The organism is Vibrio sp. 10N.286.51.E5 (assembly GCF_041469125.1).
Classification (GTDB): domain Bacteria; phylum Pseudomonadota; class Gammaproteobacteria; order Enterobacterales; family Vibrionaceae; genus Vibrio; species Vibrio crassostreae_C.
Window position 1 is genome coordinate 1 of sequence record NZ_JBFRJZ010000109.1, and the last position, 17,318, is coordinate 17,318.

General features: G+C 44.8%; 13 protein-coding genes and 1 tRNA gene. 10 read left to right on the forward strand and 4 right to left on the reverse strand.

Annotation, left to right across the window (positions count from 1 at the left end):
- Positions 1–213: 213 nt before the first annotated feature.
- From luxU to uvrB, 3 genes are all read right to left on the reverse strand, one after another.
- A complete protein-coding gene (gene luxU / locus AB4161_RS22540; RefSeq protein ID WP_017062179.1) occupies positions 214–558 on the reverse strand; it encodes a quorum-sensing phosphorelay protein LuxU in 345 nt (114 codons plus the stop codon).
- A gap of 24 nt (positions 559–582) precedes the next feature.
- Entirely contained in the window at positions 583–1,971 is a 1,389-nt protein-coding gene (gene luxO / locus AB4161_RS22545; RefSeq protein ID WP_004734031.1) for a quorum-sensing sigma-54 dependent transcriptional regulator LuxO, read from the reverse strand.
- Between the two features lie 301 nt (positions 1,972–2,272).
- Positions 2,273–4,303 carry an excinuclease ABC subunit UvrB gene (gene uvrB, locus AB4161_RS22550; RefSeq protein WP_017066592.1) on the reverse strand — a complete coding sequence of 677 codons (2,031 nt, stop codon included), beginning with the start codon at positions 4,301–4,303 and terminating at the stop codon, positions 2,273–2,275.
- A 508-nt stretch (positions 4,304–4,811) separates the two neighbouring features.
- On the opposite strand from uvrB, the gene AB4161_RS22555 reads away from it, so the two are divergent.
- From AB4161_RS22555 to nth, 8 genes are all read left to right on the forward strand, one after another.
- Positions 4,812–4,887 (forward strand) — tRNA-Asn (locus AB4161_RS22555).
- 487 nt (positions 4,888–5,374) lie between these two features.
- Positions 5,375–5,953, forward strand: a complete 579-nt coding sequence (gene rsxA, locus AB4161_RS22560) for an electron transport complex subunit RsxA (protein WP_004734039.1) — start codon at positions 5,375–5,377, stop codon at positions 5,951–5,953.
- 2 nt (positions 5,954–5,955) lie between these two features.
- Positions 5,956–6,549, forward strand: a complete 594-nt coding sequence (gene rsxB, locus AB4161_RS22565; protein WP_372084365.1) for an electron transport complex subunit RsxB — start codon at positions 5,956–5,958, stop codon at positions 6,547–6,549.
- A 7-nt stretch (positions 6,550–6,556) separates the two neighbouring features.
- Positions 6,557–9,316, forward strand: a complete 2,760-nt coding sequence (gene rsxC / locus AB4161_RS22570; RefSeq protein ID WP_372084367.1) for an electron transport complex subunit RsxC — start codon at positions 6,557–6,559, stop codon at positions 9,314–9,316.
- The gene (gene rsxD, locus AB4161_RS22575; protein WP_017063459.1) at positions 9,316–10,362 is read left to right on the forward strand and encodes an electron transport complex subunit RsxD; all 1,047 of its coding nucleotides are present in this window, start codon (positions 9,316–9,318) and stop codon (positions 10,360–10,362) included. Before rsxC ends, rsxD begins: the two co-directional genes overlap by 1 nt.
- Positions 10,363–10,375: 13 nt before the next feature.
- Positions 10,376–11,005 (forward strand): electron transport complex subunit RsxG, encoded by a 630-nt coding sequence (gene rsxG, locus AB4161_RS22580; RefSeq protein ID WP_017061171.1) that lies wholly within the window; start codon positions 10,376–10,378, stop codon positions 11,003–11,005.
- Positions 11,005–11,697 (forward strand): electron transport complex subunit E, encoded by a 693-nt coding sequence (locus tag AB4161_RS22585; protein ID WP_076656929.1) that lies wholly within the window; start codon positions 11,005–11,007, stop codon positions 11,695–11,697. Before rsxG ends, AB4161_RS22585 begins: the two co-directional genes overlap by 1 nt.
- 183 nt (positions 11,698–11,880) lie before the next feature.
- The gene (nth, locus tag AB4161_RS22590) at positions 11,881–12,516 is read left to right on the forward strand and encodes an endonuclease III (protein ID WP_176680197.1); all 636 of its coding nucleotides are present in this window, start codon (positions 11,881–11,883) and stop codon (positions 12,514–12,516) included.
- 179 nt (positions 12,517–12,695) lie between these two features.
- On the opposite strand, the gene AB4161_RS22595 is transcribed toward nth, so the two are convergent.
- Entirely contained in the window at positions 12,696–15,449 is a 2,754-nt protein-coding gene (locus tag AB4161_RS22595) for a cation-translocating P-type ATPase (RefSeq protein ID WP_372084369.1), read from the reverse strand.
- Between the two features lie 765 nt (positions 15,450–16,214).
- On the opposite strand from AB4161_RS22595, the gene gloA reads away from it, so the two are divergent.
- Together gloA and AB4161_RS22605 are read left to right on the forward strand one after the other, a co-directional pair.
- Positions 16,215–16,631 carry a lactoylglutathione lyase gene (gloA, locus tag AB4161_RS22600; RefSeq protein ID WP_004734046.1) on the forward strand — a complete coding sequence of 139 codons (417 nt, stop codon included), beginning with the start codon at positions 16,215–16,217 and terminating at the stop codon, positions 16,629–16,631.
- 199 nt (positions 16,632–16,830) lie between these two features.
- Positions 16,831–17,265: a DUF2753 domain-containing protein gene (locus tag AB4161_RS22605; RefSeq protein WP_004734047.1), complete on the forward strand. Its 435-nt coding sequence runs from the start codon at positions 16,831–16,833 to the stop codon at positions 17,263–17,265.
- The last annotated feature ends 53 nt before the right edge of the window (positions 17,266–17,318 follow it).

Genomic DNA, 17,318 nt, shown 5'->3' on the forward strand with positions numbered 1-17,318 from the left:
CCTACTATCAGATTTCTGTTCGTCACAACCAAGTTTTGCCATTTGCTTCCTTCAGATTTCACCTCACGGTGAACACCCTTGCATAGGCTAACGGTTCTCGCTCGACTGAGCCCGTAGAGGACTTTCACCTCCTAGATCAACGCCATGCTCGGCGCACAACAACAAAAAAGGAGCATGCTGCTCCTTTTTTAATCTCAGTAATAACTCGCTGTTTTAAAGGTCCGTCATCAACTGCTGATATTCAGTGTACGTCGATAACAGGAGGTCTTGCATATCTTGAAAATCAATCTCGGTTACAGGCAACGCTTGCTTCACTTTTGCGTCTAAGCTAATCGCAAAACTACACAAAGAATCCGCACCAAAGCTTGCTGCGCTGCTCTTAAGCGCATGACTGATATCAGCCAAGTACTTAGAGGTATCCGACTCTTTATTTATCTCTAGGTGTTCGTAGTAGCCTTTCAACTCACCTAAAAAGATTTCCAGTAAAACCGGGACATTCTCTTGGCCTATTTCGCCGGCAAGCTCATCAACTTTTTGCTGATTTAATACTTTCGTCATTATTATTTTCTTATTGTTTGTTGATTACTGCTTCGCATTCCACGTTTGCAACTTACGGTATATCGTCGATGGACTGACATCTAAGAAACCTGCCGCACGAGGGATGTTGCCATCACACGCTTTAATGGCCTGCTCGATAGCCGTTTTCTCAGTGATCCACAATGGGAAAATATCTTTTACCGTGATGTCTTCATTCTGCTTCTCTTTCAATCGCAGACTGTTTTCAATCGGTTGGTTCAACGGTGGTGGAAGCATGTTGAGAGTAATCTCTTTGCCGTTATTCAAAACCACCACGTTCCGCAACACGTTTTGTAGCTGACGAACGTTACCCGGCCACTCATATTGATTAAAGCGATCAAGTACTTCCTGAGCAAAACGTACAAACGCCTTCCCCTCCTCGACCGACATATAGCCTAGCAGAGAATACGCGATCTCGATGACATCTTCACCACGCTCACGCAATGGCGGCAAGTGCAATGGAATCACGTATAAACGATAGTATAAATCTTCTCTAAAGCGACCTTCTTGTACTTCTTTCCAAGGGTCACGGTTGGTCGCACACACAAAACGAACGTCGACACTCTTCATCTTCGAAGAGCCGACTTTTTGGAAAGTACCGGTTTGGATAAAGCGCAGCAGCTTGGTTTGCAGCTCTAAGTCCATTTCGCACAGTTCATCAAGGAACAGTGTTCCACCATCAGCAAGCTCAGCAGCACCTTGGCGATCGGTCGCAGCACCGGTAAAGGCACCTTTAACGTGGCCAAACAGCTCACTTTCAATCAGGTCTTTAGGGATAGCGGCACAGTTAATCGCGATGAACGGCTTATCGCCACGCTTACTCGCCGCATGAATGGCTTCTGCACATACCTCTTTACCGGTACCACTTTCACCAGTAATGAAAATGCTCGCCTTACTCGATGCAGCAGAATCGATAGTTCGGTAAACCTGCTGCATGGTTTGGCTGCTGCCGATAAAACCTTGGTAGTTCTGGTTTCCCGGGTGTTCCGAGCTATTTTTAAGTTTGGTGGCTTTGCGGATCGCATTATTCACCGTAATACGGAGTCGGTCGGCTTCACACGGTTTGATAAGGAAATCTTGAGAGCCATGACGCATCGCTTCTACAGCGGTATCGATAGAGCCGTGAGCCGTCATGAAGATAACTGGAACTTCAGGGTATTTTTGTTTTACAGCAAATAGTACGTCCATACCCGTCATATCAGGCAGACGTAGATCTAATAAAATAAGGTCTGGGATTCGATGATTCAAACTCTCGATTGCATCGCGGCCAGTGCCGACAATGTTGATATCAATTTCGAGCGGTGTAAGATACGAGCGATATAAAGCTGCTACCGAAGCGGTATCCTCTACCATCAACAAATACTTCGATTTGTTATCTAGCGTTTTTGATTGCATATCCTAGCCATTTATAATTTGCATTTCTTATTATAGTCGCATTCCGCTTTGCATTATGCAAATTAGCCACAGTATTTGTAGTGTGTTTTTTTACTTGCTTCAAACAATCAATGTTTTATCTATCTGGCACGAACGATGCAACGGTATAAATGACCTTCGGGTCACCTAGCCAACTGACGTTGTTAGTGGACCGATTGTTCACAAACGTAAGCCAGTAGAACATTTACTACTGGCTGTTTTTTGTCTGAAACACTCTCAATTCTTGTGTTGAGGGGGATCAATTCTCGAGCGAAAAGTGAGATTAGCTGTTGGTAATAAACTGCTTTCTTAACTGATCAATTTCATCACGCTTCTGTGCGGCCAATTCAAATTCCAGATTCTGAGCATGCTGATACATCGCAGATTCTAGCTTGCTGATCTCTTTATCAAGCTGTTGCGGCGTAAGTACTGCATAACTTTCAGAAGGCTCTGCCACCTTAGATAGTGGAACTTGTTTCGATTGGCGCTGCTGCTTCGACTTGGTTAGATCACCCAGTTCCATAATGTCTTTGATATTGCGTTTCAACGCTTGCGGAGTGATGCCTTGCTCTTCGTTGTAGGCTTGCTGTTTCTCGCGACGACGATCGGTTTCATCAATCGCTTTTCTCATCGACTTAGTAATCGAATCACCATAAAGGATTGCTCGACCTTCCAAGTTACGAGCAGCACGACCAATGGTTTGAATCAGAGAACGCTCAGAACGCAAGAAGCCCTCTTTATCTGCATCAAGAATCGCCACCAGCGACACTTCAGGCATATCCAAACCTTCACGAAGTAAGTTAATGCCCACTAACACATCGAACTTGCCCAAACGTAGGTCTCGGATGATCTCTACACGCTCAACGGTATCGATATCCGAGTGCAAGTAACGCACTTTAACGCCGTGCTCACTTAGGTATTCGGTTAAGTCTTCTGCCATTCTCTTGGTCAACGTGGTAACCAAAACACGCTCTTCTTTCACTGAACGGATTCTGATTTCAGACAGCAAGTCATCCACCTGCGTCGCGACAGGTCTTACTTCGATGATTGGGTCTAACAGACCAGTAGGACGTACCACTTGATCAGCAATCTCGCCATCTGATTTTTCAATCTCGTAATTACCTGGTGTTGCCGACACAAAAATCGTTTGTGGGGCTATAGACTCAAATTCTTCAAACTTCATTGGACGGTTATCCAATGCAGAAGGCAGTCTAAAACCAAACTCGACCAAGGTTTCTTTACGAGAACGGTCACCTTTATACATCGCACCAATTTGCGGCACAGTCACGTGTGACTCATCGATGATCAGCAAACCATCATCAGGCAGGTAGTCAAATAACGTTGGCGGCGCTTCCCCTTCCGCACGGCCGCTCAAGTATCGTGAATAGTTTTCGATACCGGAACAGAAGCCAAGCTCAGTCATCATCTCAATATCAAACTGAGTTCTTTGAGAGATACGCTGCTCTTCCAAAAGCTTATTGTTGTCTTTTAAGTATTGAGCACGATCGCGCAGTTCGTCCTTGATGTTCTCAATCGCCTCAAGGATTTTTTCTCTTGGCGTTACATAGTGAGTTTTTGGATAAACCGTAAAGCGCGGCAAGTCTCTTTGTTTCACCGCACCAGTCAGAGGATCAAAAATACTAATGCAGTCCACTTCGTCATCGAACATCTCAATTCGAACCGCATCTTGGTCAGATTCAGCCGGAAAGATATCAATCACCTCACCACGAACACGGAACTGACCACGTTCAAAGGCGACATCGTTTCTTGAATATTGCAACTCAGCCAATCGACGCAGGATGTCTCGCTGATCCATCACCTCGCCACGACTCAAATGAAGCATCATCTTCAAATAAGACTTAGGATCACCCAGACCGTAGATAGCCGACACAGAAGCCACAATGATGGCGTCTTTTCGTTCTAATAAGGCTTTGGTTGCCGAAAGCCTCATTTGTTCGATATGAGCGTTCACAGACGCATCTTTCTCGATGAACGTGTCCGTGGTTGGAACGTAGGCTTCAGGTTGGTAGTAATCGTAGTAAGAAACGAAATACTCAACGGCATTGTTTGGAAAGAAAGATTTCATCTCACCGTAAAGTTGAGCCGCCAATGTCTTGTTAGGCGCTAACAGAATCGCAGGTCTTTGAGATTGGGAAATGACGTTGGCAAGGGTAAAGGTTTTACCTGAGCCCGTTACCCCTAGTAGAGTTTGATGTGCCAAACCAGAATCTAATCCGTCTAGTAATTTGGTTATCGCTGTCGGCTGATCACCGGACGGGCTGTAGTCCGATACCAAGTCAAAGAGTTTACTCATAGGTCGCCATTTCCATACTGTTTTTTTAATCAGGTCATTGTCACTCTAGGAGGAGTGTCGTTGCAACAATTATCTAGAGAAATGCATCTTAAGATCAGAGATCAGTTATAGCTTTTATTTTTAGAACTTGGTATTATCCGTGCCCTGCAAAGTTTCCCCAGCTAAATTACTCGAATTTTAATCCACTACTTTTCCCCAAAAAACCTAAAAATACCGCTTGTTTTACTGTTCGTTTTATAATCTACAAAAGTTATACAATTGCGACATTTTGCTATAAATATTTTAAATACATTACGTTAGATAAGGTTTTTACATTTTTCGATTTATCCCGATTATTGTTGTTAAAGTTTCACACACACACTTATCCACAATTTTGGTGGATAACTAAAGCAAGGCTAAATCCTATAAGGCGTTCAAGAAAGTAAAGTTTTTTATCTTACTTTTTTCTGATATTTTTTATTGACAGAAATCCGGACAATTATTAGAATTCGCGTCGCTAACAAGCAATTCCCCTTTAGTTCAGTTGGTAGAACGGCGGACTGTTAATCCGTATGTCGCAAGTTCAAGTCTTGCAAGGGGAGCCAAATTCAGAAAAAAGCTCAATCGAAAGATTGGGCTTTTTTCGTATATAACTGCGACTAACTTGTTCCAAGTTAATGTCACAAACCTAGCCGCCCGCGTTCAAGTCTCGACAAGGGGGCCAAATTTAAAGAAGCCGCATCACTCGATGCGGCTTTTTGCGTTTTAGTGCTTTGGGCTCGTATTTTACTCGCCTCTTTCACTCCTCTTTTTGATAGTTCTGAGCACAAAAAGCCACAAATATGACCCTATTCGTAGGAAGCAAATCGAGTTCAATTCAAGAATGATCTTATGAAAGATCCAATTCAACTACTCCTACAAACTTGTCTCACGAAGTAAAAATTGGCCGTCTATACTTACGGTAACTTTAATAATCAATCGATTACCTGATGTTTTTTTCACCAAGTGTCTAAATCCCTAGTGATCCTTGGTTGTTATTAGGTGAGCAAAGCAGGATAATATCGGGATCGGAATCTCAAGAATTAATCCATTATGACCGAATACCTTTTGTTGTTGGTTGGCACAGTGCTGGTCAATAACTTTGTGCTAGTGAAGTTTTTAGGACTATGTCCATTTATGGGAGTCTCCAAGAAACTGGAGACTGCGATTGGCATGGGCCTCGCGACGACTTTCGTTCTAACGTTAGCGTCGGTCTCTGCATACCTAGTAGAAACCTACATCCTTACCCCTCTGGGTATTGAATACCTGCGTACCATGAGTTTCATCTTGGTTATCGCGGTGGTTGTTCAATTTACGGAAATGGTCGTTCACAAAACCAGCCCGACTCTTTATCGCCTGCTGGGTATCTTTCTGCCTCTTATCACCACCAACTGTGCGGTATTAGGTGTGGCACTTCTGAACATCAATGAAAACCACAACTTCATTCAGTCGATCATCTATGGTTTCGGCGCAGCGGTGGGTTTCTCTCTTGTATTGATCTTATTTGCTGCAATGCGTGAACGTATTGCGGTTGCTGATGTTCCAATGCCATTCAAAGGCGCATCGATTGCGATGATCACAGCAGGCCTAATGTCTCTGGCATTCATGGGCTTTACTGGGTTGGTGAAATAAACATGAGTACCATTTTAATTGCGATCATTGCGCTAGCCGTTTTAGCCGCTGTTTTTGGCGCTATTTTGGGCTTTGCTTCTATCCGTTTTAAAGTTGAAGCTGATCCTATCGTCGATCAAATCGACACCATTTTACCGCAAACTCAATGTGGCCAGTGTGGCTACCCTGGCTGTCGCCCATACGCAGAGGCGATCGCTAACGGAGACAAGATCAACAAATGTCCTCCGGGCGGCCAAGCAACCATTGAGAAGCTAGCAGATTTAATGGGCGTAGAAGTTGAAGACTCCGCTCATGACTTATATAACAAAGTAAAAACCGTTGCCTTCATTCACGAAGATATGTGTATCGGCTGTACCAAGTGTATTCAAGCCTGCCCTGTTGACGCCATTGTTGGTGGCACCAAGGCACTGCACACAGTAATTAAAGATGAATGTACAGGTTGTGATCTATGTGTCGCACCGTGCCCTACTGACTGTATTGAAATGATTCCAGTGGCAACAACGACTGAAAATTGGAAATGGCAGATGAACATCATCCCTTTTACTGATATCACTAACCAAGCGACTGATGCGACTGCGTCAGAGCCTAAAGCATAGGGTTAGTATGATCTCTTTAATTGAACAAATTCGCACGGGCTCTATTTGGAACTTCCCTGGTGGCGTGCACCCTGCTGAAAACAAGAAACAGTCGAATACTACTGATATCGTCCATGCAAGGCTTCCAGAAGAAATCGTTCTTCCTGTGAAACAGCACATCGGTAAGCCGGGGAACCTATTGGTTGCTGCTGGCGACACTGTGTTAAAAGGTCAGCAACTTACGGCCTTAGACACAGGTTTTACTTTGCCAGTACACGCACCAACATCGGGTGTGATTACCGCTATCGAACCGCGAACTACCGCTCACCCTTCAGGCTTGAGCGAAATATGCGTGGTTATTAAACCTGATGGCCTAGACACTTGGATTGAAAAAAATCCAGTTGAAGATTTTTCGACAAAGACTTCTGACGAACTGCTTGATGTGATTCGCCAAGCTGGTATTTCAGGCATGGGCGGCGCAGGTTTCCCTACGGCTAAGAAGCTTCAATCAGGCTTAGGTCGTACCGACATTTTGATCGTCAACGCTGCGGAATGTGAACCTTACATCACCTCTGATGACAAGTTGCTTCAAGAACATGCCGACGAAGTATTAAAAGGCATCGAAGTGGTTGAACACATTCTTCAACCAAAGCTGACGGTTATCGGCATTGAAGACAACAAACCAGATGCGATAAAAGCACTTGAGATTGCAGCGAAAGACAAAGATATCGTCATTCGCGTTATCCCAACCAAATACCCTTCTGGTGGTGAGAAGCAACTTATCAAGATCCTCACCAACAAAGAGGTTCCAGCTGGCGGCATTCCTGCAGACATTGGTGTTTTGGTTCAGAACGTCGGCTCTCTTTACTCGATTAAGCGAGCGGTAATTGACGGCGAACCTGTGGTTAACCGCGTTGTGACATTAACCGGTAAAACCTTTAAGCAACCTCGTAACGTTTGGGCGCTATTAGGCACACCAGTACATGAGTTACTTGAAGAGTTTGGCTACAAAGCAGATAAAAAACTGCCGCGTTTAATTTTGGGCGGCCCGATGATGGGCTTTACCTTGCCGCATGCCAATGTGCCAATCACCAAAACGTCGAACTGTATTTTGGCGCCAACGCGTCGTGAGATCTCACCAAGCACTTACGAGATGGAATGTATCCGTTGCAGCGCATGTGCTGAAGCTTGCCCTGCGTCTCTACTTCCTCAACAACTGCAATGGCACGCCAAAGCCAACGAGTTGGATAAGTGTGAAGAGCTAAATATTAAAGACTGTATTGAATGTGGTGCATGTGCATTTGTCTGCCCAAGCGAAATCCCTCTTGTTCAGTACTATCGCCAAGCAAAAGCTGAAATCAAAACTCGAAAAGATGAAGCCGCTGCTGCAGAACGCGCCAAGATTCGTTTTGAAGAGAAGAACGCTCGTATGGAGCGTGATAAAGCCGAACGTGAAAACCGCTTTAAAAAAGCCGCAGATAACCGCCGTAAAGATATGAAAACATCCGGCGGTGATGATGCTATTGCTGCTGCGATTGCTCGTGTTAAAGCACAAAAAGCCGCTGCGGATCAGGCTCCGAATGAAGAACCAGCAGTGAAACCTGCGGTTGCTGCCGCTATTGCGAAGGCAAAAGCGAAACAAGCTGCAGCTCAAAAAGCGGAAGGCGCTGAACCAGACAACTCTGAAATGTCTAAACTGCGTGAAGAGCGCAAGCGTCAAGCGAGAGAGCGCAAAGCACAACAAGCAGCAGCCGATACTCCTGCAGAAAGCTCAGGCGATACGAAGAAAGACGCCGTTGCTGCTGCGATTGCTCGCGCTAAAGCGAAGAAAGCACAGCAAGCGGAATCTGCTTCGGATGCTCCTGTTGAAAGCTCTGGCGATGCTAAGAAAGATGCTGTCGCTGCAGCCATCGCTCGCGCTAAAGCGAAGAAAGCTCAACAAGCGGAATCGGCTTCTGACGCTCCGGCTGAAAAATCAGGTGACGCTAAGAAAGATGCAGTCGCTGCAGCAATAGCTCGCACTAAAGCCAAGAAAGCACAACAAGCAGGTTCAGCTTCCGAGGCTCCGGCTAAAAGTACTGGTGATGCTAAAAAAGACGCCGTTGCTGCAGCTATCGCTCGCGCTAAAGCGAAAAAAGCACAACAAACAGAGTCAGTTTCTGAAGCTCCAGCTGAAAAATCAGGTGATGCTAAGAAAGATGCAGTTGCTGCGGCTATAGCTCGCGCTAAAGCCAAGAAGGCTCAACAAGCAGAATCAGCTTCTGATGCTCCGACTGAAAGTACTGACGATGCCAAGAAAGATGCAGTTGCTGCGGCTATTGCTCGCGCTAAAGCGAAGAAAGCTCAACAAGCGGAATCAGCTGTTCAAACCGAAAGTGAAGCTCCGGCTGAAAGCTCTGGCGACCCTAAGAAAGCCGCTGTTGCTGCAGCCATCGCTCGCGCTAAAGCCAAGAAAGCTCAACAAGCTAAGCAAGACGAAACGGCAGAAACGCCTGAGCCAGTGATTGAAGTTGAAGCTGAAACTCAACAAGAGTCAGTCGATCCTAAGAAAGCTGCAGTTGCCGCCGCGATTGCTCGCGCTAAAGCAAGAAAGGCACAACAAGCGAAACAGGAAGAATCAGCAGAAACGCCTGAATCTGTGGTTGAACCTGCAGTTGAAGTAAAGGCTGAAACTCAATCAGAACCCGTCGACCCTAAAAAAGCAGCCGTTGCTGCCGCTATTGCTCGTGCTAAAGCAAGAAAAGCACAGCAAGAGCTAGATAAAAAGAACAATGAGGAGAAAGAGTAGTGGCCTTCTTTATCGCCAGCTCACCGCACGCGCATAGCCGTAGAAGCACCCCAGATCTAATGAAATGGGTGGCTATTTGTGCATTGCCAGGTCTACTAGCTCAAACCTACTTCTTTGGATGGGGTACCCTCATCCAGTTAGTATTTGCTATTGCACTTGCTGTTACCTTTGAAGCAGCCGTCATGCTATTGAGAAAACGCCCGCCAGTAATGGCACTGCGTGATTACAGTGCTGTTGTAACCGCTTGGCTACTGAGTGTCGCGATTCCCCCACACTCTCCGTGGTGGATCCTCGTCATTGGTATGTTCTTCGCTATTATTATCGCGAAACACTTATACGGCGGCCTAGGGCAGAACCCATTTAACCCTGCGATGGTCGCTTACGTTGTTTTGCTGATTTCATTCCCAGTTCAAATGACCAGTTGGAATGCTCCCGCGAGCCTGACAGCAGAAGCAACAAGCTTTATTGACTCATTCTTGATGATCTTTACTGGCTTCAATAACGAAGGTTTGTCTCTGCAACAAGCACGCCTTGGCATTGATGGCACCACAATGGCGACGCCGCTTGATGCATTCAAAACGGCATTAACGGCAGGCAATACTGCCTCAGAAGCACTATCTCAACCTCAATTTAGTTGGTTAGCTGGCGTAGGCTGGGAGTGGGTAAACCTTGCTTACCTAATCGGCGGTTTAGTGCTGATTAAGCAACGTGTTATTCAATGGTATATCCCTGTGGCTTTCATCGGCAGTCTTACTCTGTTTAGCTTAGTGTTCTTAGTGCTCACTCCTGGTGAAACCGCTTCTCCAACCATTCACCTTCTGTCTGGCGCGACTATGCTTGGTGCATTCTTTATTGCAACCGACCCAGTTTCAGCATCCACGACAGTCAAAGGTCGCTTAGTGTTTGGCGCTCTGATCGGCGGTTTAGTCTTTATCATCCGCAGTTGGGGTGGTTTCCCTGATGGCGTGGCGTTTGCTGTATTGTTAGCCAACATGTGTGTTCCACTGATTGACTACTACACCAAACCTCGCACATACGGTCACTAAGGGAGCGGATACCATGCTAAATGCAATTAAGAAAAACGGCCTTGTACTCGCGATTTTTGCGTGTGCTTCGACGGGTTTGGTCGCGGTAACTCACTACCTGACCAAAGATCAGATCAAACAACAAGAACAGGCTCAGTTACTGTCTGTTCTTAACCAAGTGATCCCACACGATCAGCACGACAACGAGCTGTTTTCGTCTTGTACTTTGGTTCAAGCAGAAGAGCTTGGTACTGAGCAAGCGATGCCAGCTTACATCGCCAAACTTAATGGTGAGCCAAGCGCGATTGCGATCGAAGCGATTGCACCAGACGGCTACAATGGCGCGATTAAAGTCATTGTTGGGATGAAAACTGACGGTACTATTTTAGGTACTCGCGTGCTTTCTCACCAAGAAACTCCGGGCTTGGGTGATAAGATTGATCTGCGTGTGAGTGATTGGATTCTTTCGTTTGCAGGTAAGCAAGTGACGGATTCTAATCTAGACCGTTGGAAGGTTCGTAAAGACGGTGGTGACTTCGACCAATTTACTGGCGCGACTATCACTCCAAGAGCGGTTGTGAAGTCAGTTAAACAAGCGGTTCAGTACGTTAACCAAAACAACCAAGCATTGCTTGCTCAACCTCTAAATTGTGGTGGTGAATAATGAGTGACCATAAAACACTAATCAAAAATGGCATGTGGGCTAACAACCCTGCCCTAGTTCAACTTCTTGGCTTATGTCCTCTGTTGGCTGTGTCTTCAACGGTGACCAACGCACTTGGACTGGGTATTGCGACTCTGCTTGTATTGGTCGGTTCGAACGTTGCTGTTTCTCTAGTTCGTAACCACGTGCCAAAAGAAGTGCGTATTCCAGTCTTCGTAATGATCATTGCATCACTGGTAACCTGTGTTCAGCTTCTGATGAATGCTTACGCGTATGGCCTTTACCTGTCTTTGGGTATCTTCATCCCACTGATTGTAACCAACTGTATCATCATTGGCCGAGCTGAAGCCTTCGCGTCTAAAAACGAAGTGCTACCTGCTGCTCAAGATGGTTTCTGGATGGGTCTTGGCATGACATCGGTACTGGTTGTACTGGGTGCAATGCGTGAGGTTATTGGTAACGGCACTCTGTTTGATGGTGCAGACCTGCTTCTTGGTGATTGGGCTTCTGTGTTACGAATACAGATATTCCAATTTGATAACAGTTTCTTGCTAGCCCTGCTTCCGCCAGGTGCCTTTATTGGTGTTGGTTTCTTGATTGCGTTGAAAAACATCATCGACAACCAAGCAAAATCTAGACAGCCTAAACAAGAAAAACCAGTCATTGAACGCGCTCGCGTTACCAATGCTTAATAAGTTACAGTAGCTTAAACCCTGCTGAGTAGCTCAACCGCTCAGCAGGTAATTTGATTGACCAAGTACACATAATAATGACGCTCATAAGAGCGCGTAACCGATGATAAAGCCTGAGCATTGAGAGTTTATTGAATACCAACTCCGGAACTCAAGCCCTAACTATTTGAAAGTAATGTCGCTATGAACAATGTAAAACGAGTAGAAATACTTGAGCGTTTAAGAGAAAACAATCCAAAACCTGAGACTGAGCTTAACTGGAACAGTCCTTTCGAGTTGCTGATCGCGGTACTTTTATCAGCACAGGCAACCGATGTCAGTGTCAACAAAGCAACGGATAAGCTTTACCCAGTGGCCAATACTCCACAAGCCATTTTCGACCTAGGTGTTGACGGCTTGAAAGAGTACATCAAGACAATCGGCCTGTTTAATTCAAAAGCAGAAAACACCATTAAAACGTGTCGAATGCTGCTTGACCTACACAACGGTGAAGTGCCGGAAGATCGTGCGGCATTAGAAGCCCTTCCTGGCGTTGGTCGTAAGACTGCCAACGTAGTGTTGAACACCGCTTTCGGTTGGCCAACCATTGCTGTTGATACTCACATCTACCGTGTATCAAACCGCACTAAGCTCGCTATGGGCAAAACTGTCGACGATGTCGAAGCCAAGCTACTTAAAGTGGTTCCAAAAGAGTTCAAACTGGATGTCCACCACTGGCTCATTCTTCATGGACGTTACACCTGTGTCGCACGTAAACCACGCTGTGGCAGTTGTATCATTGAAGACCTATGTGAGTTCAAAGAGAAGACCGAAGATTAGTCTTTCCGTTCACAACGATTAATCAATACGGCAGCGCTTAAAGCGCTGCTTTTTATTATGACTCTCTAGAAGCCGCCTCTATATCAGTTTTCATTTCTCATTCTACGTTCCCAAGATAACTGGCATAAAAAATCCCGCCTTTTGGGGCGGGATTCAATTATTTAGCTAAGAAGTCTGTCTTAGATAAACTTCACTTTAGTCACTTCCTTGATAGCAGATAGAACAAATGTTGGTACTGCTGCAATGAAGATTAACGATATTAAGTGATCAAACTCTAGTGCTTCTGTGCTGAATACCAGCTGGCCGAAGCTTGTGTAAACAACGCTTAAAGACAAGATAGCCGATACTGCCACCGCACCAAGTAGGTAGTGGTTAGTGAACGGATTCTTACGATAAATCGTTGTAAACGTACGTGCATCGAACAAGCTCCAAAGTTGAGCAAAGATCAGTGTTAAAAACGCAACGGTTTGTGCGTATTGAGCACTGTAGCCACCGTCGAGTGCGTAAGAGAATGTCACAAAGCTTAGACCACCTAATGCGAGACCACGAGTTAGGATACGAGCGCCTAGACCATTAGAGAAGAAGCCTTGGTCACGTTTGCCTGGCTTACGCTCCATGAGATCTTTCTCTTCTGGCTCAACACCGAGTGCGAGTGCTGGTAGACCATCAGAAACGAGGTTAACCCATAAAATCATTAGTGGAGTTAGCGGAAGTACTACATCTGGTCCCATGAGTAGGAATGCAAATAGGATTACCGAAACCTCACCCACATTCGCTGTAAGTGCTTGGCGGATAAACTTACGTAAGTTATCGAAAATTTGACGACCCTGACGTACCGCCTTCACGATAGTACTGAAGTTATCATCCAACAGGATAAGGTCACCTGAGTCTTTCGCAACAGACGTACCTGTAATACCCATCGCAACACCAATGTCTGCACGACGCAGTGCTGGCGCATCGTTCACACCGTCACCGGTCATAGAGGCAACTTCGTTGTTCTCTTGCTGCGCTTTTACGATACGCAGCTTGTGCTCTGGAGTAACACGTGCAAATACTGCAACCTGAGAACAGATAGACAACAGCTTCTCGTCATCCATTTGATCAAGCTCAGTACCCGTTACCACTAGATCATCTTCGCTACGGATGATTCCGATTTCACGAGCAATCGCTGCTGCCGTAACTGCGTGATCACCGGTAATCATTACCGTACGAACACCAGCGCTATAACAGCTATTTACTGCATCACGCACTTCTGGGCGTGGTGGATCCATGATGCCATAGATACCCAGGATACTGACGTCTTGTTCAAGCTCAGGGAAATCTAACTCTAGCTCTTCCTCTTTTAATTCACGGAAACCAACGGCAAGTGTACGCAGAGCATCACCACCAAAGGTTTGAATTGCCTCTTCAAAGTTTAAATGAAGATCTTGAGACGGTGCAGTATCGAGAGCCAAGTTGCCCGATACTCCACAGCCAAGCGTTGGTACGAAACCACCGTCAACCATGAAGCTAGTTGATTTACCAAGAACAACATCTGGCGCGCCTTTCAATGCTAGGAAGTGCTTACCTTGTGGGTCACGAACGATAACAGAAGCCATCTTACGACCAGAATCGAACGGGAACTTCTTAACGATTGAGTAGCCTCCCGTTGATAGCATTTCATCTTGTTTAAGACCTGCTTTTGCCGCTGCAACAATTAGTGCGCCTTCTGTCGGGTTGCCACGAACCGTCCATTTACCATCAGCATTTACATATTCAGCATCATTACAAAGCGTTGCAACTACAAGACCTTTCATCATTGCAGGGCTGTTTGTCGCTTCGACATTGTGACCTTTGGTAATGAATTCACCCTTTGGAGCAAAACCTTTACCTGATACATCCCAATAGCGACCAGACACATCGTACGCTTTCATTACCTGCATTTGGTTTTGTGTTAGCGTACCTGTTTTATCTGAACAGATAACAGTTGTAGAACCAAGCGTTTCGATTGCTGCTAGCTGTTTAGCCAAAGCATTATTCTTAACCATCTTAGTCGAGCCCATCGTTAATACGATAGTCACCACTGTTGGTAAACCTTCAGGAATAGCGGCAACCGATAAAGAGATACCTGTTGTTAGGATTTCTAACCATGGCATTCCGTGGTAAACACCGATAGCACAAACAATAGCAACAACCACAAGAGCAACAACCAATAATGCGAGTGCGATAGTGTCCATACGCTCTTGCATTGGTGTTTTCGTCTCTTCCGTTTGGTTCATCATATCAGCGATGTGACCAACTTCAGTTTGCATACCTGTGCTTGTTACAACAGCAAGGCCTGTACCCGTAGTCACGATTGTTGTCATGAAGCCCATGTTCTTCTGATCGCCAAGACCAAGAGTCTCATCTTCAAGGCGTTCAGACTGCTTGTTCACTGGCTCAGATTCACCGGTAAGTGCAGCCTCATCTACCGTCAGACGGTTTGACTCAAGAATACGAACATCAGCAGGCAGAATATCGCCAGTATTAATTTTGATGATGTCACCAGGAACGAGGGTTTTAGCTGGAACACTGATCCATTTACCATCGCGCATCACTTCGGCTTCTGGAGCTGCCATTTCTTTTAGCGCTTCCATCCCTTTCTGAGCTTTAAATTCTTGCCAGAACGCGATACCAGTATTGATAAGGATAATCACTGCAATAGCAATAGCATCAATCGCGTGGCCAGTAGACCAAGAAACGATTGCACCAACAGCTAGAATAAAAATCAGTGGGTTTTTATATTGATGAATATACAGTTCCCACGCAGAAGCTGACTCTTGTGCAGTCAGTTCGTTAGTGCCGTGCTTATCTAAGCGTGCATCCGCTTCAGAAGTTGATAAACCTGTCGTTTGATCTGCGTTCAGTTCGTTTAAAACATCTGAACTTTGTTGTGTAAACCATTTACTCGTCATTTGAGTACTCCACATCAATGCCTCACGCCGAGGCTAATGTAATAAAATAATACTTATTCTTATGTGATAGAAAAATCGCACAAATCAAAAGTGAATATTTAGTCGATTTTGTGCGCTTGAAAAACTATATAGTAAGGATTGTCTATTTAGCAAAGATCGCAAAAGATACACTTGATACACACTTGACAACTACTTTGAAAACACAACCACATCAAACATCAAACATAAAACAAACAATACAAGCCCAAACTATTGTTTAAAAAAGATAAGCACAAAAAATAGACACCCTTTACACTTTCGTAAAAACCATTGGTTATCGGCCTATTTTATCGAAAATTCCTTAATAACGAAGTAAAACATCGGAATAACCTTTCTATAAACAGGGAGATATTGGCGTAATCATAAATTGATAAAATGGAAAGTTAGATGCCAATTGTAAAAACGAAAGGAAATCAGCAACAAGATGGAGATATAAGTCACAATTCAACAACCAAGGCCATTCTTGGCCATTACAAAAAAGACCAACACTCAAACTTACTATTTATGCAAAACTGCGAATTAAGCGCTAGTGACTGACAAATTAATAAGGCCGTCGCTCTTTAATTTCTTGTAATACAAATAAGAAAAAAGGCAGAGGGGGAGAGTAAGATAGATGATGAGAATAAGAAAATATGACCAAACTCATCATCTCTTTGGTGTTGCTTATGAGCTTGCTCATATATAGTGCTATAAAAGAAACAACCAATAACAAGCTAGGAGCAAATCATGTCAAACGGTCGTATTTTACACACCATGCTACGCGTGGGTGATCTAGACAAGTCTATCGAGTTCTACACCAATGTAATGGGCATGCAGCTATTACGTAAGAACGAAAACAAAGAGTACGAATACACACTGGCTTTCGTTGGCTTTGGCGACGAATCTCAAGGCGCAGTGATTGAGCTGACTTACAACTGGGGCACCACGGAATACGATCTTGGCTCTGCTTTTGGTCACGTTGCTATCGGTGTTGATGACATCTACACAACGTGTGATGCGATTAAAGCAGCTGGCGGCAACGTAACGCGAGAAGCGGGTCCGGTTAAAGGCGGCTCTACACACATTGCGTTCGTTAAAGATCCTGATGGCTACATGATTGAGCTGATTCAGAACAAACAAGCAAGCGCAGGTCTAGAAGGTTAATTCCTTAACCTCTTTGAGAAGTTGAGTTTGAACGCCTGATGAAATAAAAAAGAAGCGAGCACTATGCTCGCTTCTTTTTTATCACTCTCCCCATAATCGATATGCTTCACCAATTATTCTTAACAATCTCATTGATGAAACTTTACATGATAATAATTATCATTTAAATTAAGCGCCTATTGATTAATGAGGTAATACAATGATTAGCGAATGGGAAAAACACACGTTACTTGCCGATACTGCATTGCAGCTCGACGATCCTGTACGAAGTATTCTTCATTATCAGCAGGCTTTGAACTTAAGTGAAGAAATTACAGAACGCACCGATATTCAAGCCGATGAGCGGTTACTGATTTCGGTGATTTCTTGCCACAATCTTGCTCAATTCTGGCGTTGGGCTGGCGACACTGAATACGAGCTCAAGTATCTTCAACTGGCTTCTGAAAAGGTACTCACACTGATCCCTCAGTGCCCTAATACTCAATGTTCAAGCTTTATCGATTCTATTGGTTGCTGTAAGAAAGCGCTGATCGATTTCATGAAACGCCACCCAAACCCTAAAATTGCCTCTATGGTGGAAAAGATCGATACCGCGACCAACTGTGAAATGATCGCCCGCTTCCGCTTGAATTAAACAAGTTCCGTTAAAACAACGACTCCAAATTTAAAAATCGAGTAGGAGGAGGC

Excerpts from the sequence above, each read along its gene's own strand:
- luxU (WP_017062179.1), bottom strand. The coding sequence starts at position 558 with ATGACGAAAGTATTAAATCAGCAAAAAGTTGATGAGCTTGCCGGCGAA.
- luxO (WP_004734031.1), bottom strand. The coding sequence starts at position 1,971 with ATGCAATCAAAAACGCTAGATAACAAATCGAAGTATTTGTTGATGGTA.
- uvrB (WP_017066592.1), bottom strand. The coding sequence starts at position 4,303 with ATGAGTAAACTCTTTGACTTGGTATCGGACTACAGCCCGTCCGGTGAT.
- rsxA (WP_004734039.1), top strand. The coding sequence starts at position 5,375 with ATGACCGAATACCTTTTGTTGTTGGTTGGCACAGTGCTGGTCAATAAC.
- rsxB (WP_372084365.1), top strand. The coding sequence starts at position 5,956 with ATGAGTACCATTTTAATTGCGATCATTGCGCTAGCCGTTTTAGCCGCT.
- rsxC (WP_372084367.1), top strand. The coding sequence starts at position 6,557 with ATGATCTCTTTAATTGAACAAATTCGCACGGGCTCTATTTGGAACTTC.
- rsxG (WP_017061171.1), top strand. The coding sequence starts at position 10,376 with ATGCTAAATGCAATTAAGAAAAACGGCCTTGTACTCGCGATTTTTGCG.
- AB4161_RS22585 (WP_076656929.1), top strand. The coding sequence starts at position 11,005 with ATGAGTGACCATAAAACACTAATCAAAAATGGCATGTGGGCTAACAAC.
- nth (WP_176680197.1), top strand. The coding sequence starts at position 11,881 with ATGAACAATGTAAAACGAGTAGAAATACTTGAGCGTTTAAGAGAAAAC.
- AB4161_RS22595 (WP_372084369.1), bottom strand. The coding sequence starts at position 15,449 with ATGACGAGTAAATGGTTTACACAACAAAGTTCAGATGTTTTAAACGAA.
- gloA (WP_004734046.1), top strand. The coding sequence starts at position 16,215 with ATGTCAAACGGTCGTATTTTACACACCATGCTACGCGTGGGTGATCTA.
- AB4161_RS22605 (WP_004734047.1), top strand. The coding sequence starts at position 16,831 with ATGATTAGCGAATGGGAAAAACACACGTTACTTGCCGATACTGCATTG.